The following is a 1381-nucleotide window of genomic DNA, read 5'->3' on the forward strand; positions in this document are numbered from 1 at the left end:
CTCAACAGCGCGACAAGAAGCAGCGCGGTCAGCACGGCGGGCCCGAGCGCCAGGATGGCTCCGCCGCTCGGCAGGATCGAGGGCTCGACCGCGAACCAGGCGGCCGTCGCGGCGATCAGGGCCGCGAAGCCGGCGAGCGCGCGCGGTTCGGCGAGGCGCTCGGCGTAGTAGAGCCGCGGATGCCGGATCGCGTTCCGCACCAGCGCGAAGTCGGAGAAGATCAGCGGCTCGCCCAGGATGCGCCGCTTGATCGCGGAGCCGGCCCCGAACAGGCCGCAGACGGTGACGGTCACGAAGGCCGCGTGCCAGGGCCGCCATGACAGCGAGAACGCCGCAAGAAATAGCACGGTGTGAAGCGCGAGGCGGAAAGCCAGCGCGCGCGCCGGCGCCCTGAACGAGGCGAAGCCGGGCGGCGCCGTCTCGACGACGAGAGACACGAGGAAGGACGCGACGAAAGCGAACAGGAATCCCGTCACGGAAGCCGCCGAGCGATCGGCCCGAGAAGGCGGTGGCGCCCCAGCGCATAGGCGTGCCGCAGCCGCGCCGCCGTGGCGCCCCGCCAGGTCTGCGCCCGGGCGCGCGCCGCCGACAGCCGGTCAAGCGCCGTCTCGGGCCCGCAGGGCAGGCCCGAGATCGGGTCGCGGTACAGCGGATAGAGAATCAGCGTCGCGGCGACCAATTCATCGAGGGTGCGCCGGACGCCGCGCCGTGGATGGGCCGCGAGATCCTCCGTCAGGCCCCAGCCCGCGTAGAACGGAGCGCCATGGGTGGTGACGGAGAGCCCGCGCAGAAGCGCCTCGAAGCCGGACAGCGAGGTCATCGTCTCCACCGAATGGCATTGCGGATAAAGGGCGGCGATGGAGCCTTCGGGGACGACCGCGTCCGCGAGCGCGAGATCGTCCGGCGAAACCGCGCCCCGCCGGTAGCCGGCGACGACGTCGGGATGCGGCTTGTAGACGATGAAGGCGTCGGGGTGGCGGGCGCGGGCCGCGGCGAGCAGATCACGATTCGTGCGGATCGCTCCGGCCCCGCGGAGGATGGAGGCGTCGTCCTCGACCTGGCCCGGCACCAGAACCCCCCGCCGCCCTCCGGGCACCACGCGCTCGGCGGCGGCGCCGACATTGTATTTCGTGACGTTCTCCGCAACGAGCCGGCGACGCAGGCGGGAGGCCCGCTCAACGAGCTCGGCCGGCATTTCGGTCTCCCGCAGCAGCGTCTCGAGATCGCTCGGGCCGGACGGATCGTAATAGACGCCGCTGTCGTCCAGCACGAGCGAGACCGGCTCGATGAACGCCGCGCCAAGCCCGACCGAGCGGAGGAAGCCGTCCTCCAGCCGCGCCAGCGGGACGCCGGCCGCGCACGCTGCGCGTTCCGCCGCGGC

The 1381-nt window shown here is 72.6% G+C and carries 1 protein-coding gene and 1 pseudogene; both read right to left on the reverse strand.

Going from position 1 to position 1381, the window contains the following annotated elements; genetic code table 11:
• Positions 1–476 (reverse strand): annotated as a pseudogene (locus tag ACIKT0_RS18275) (LTA synthase family protein); the annotation flags it as partial.
• A partial coding sequence (locus ACIKT0_RS18280) for a capsular polysaccharide export protein, LipB/KpsS family (RefSeq protein WP_407106748.1) occupies positions 473–1381 on the reverse strand: 909 nt, incomplete at its 5' end. The pseudogene ACIKT0_RS18275 and the gene ACIKT0_RS18280, both read right to left, overlap by 4 nt.

The organism is Hansschlegelia beijingensis (genome assembly GCF_045505405.1).
GTDB lineage: Bacteria > Pseudomonadota > Alphaproteobacteria > Rhizobiales > Methylopilaceae > Methylopila > Methylopila beijingensis_A.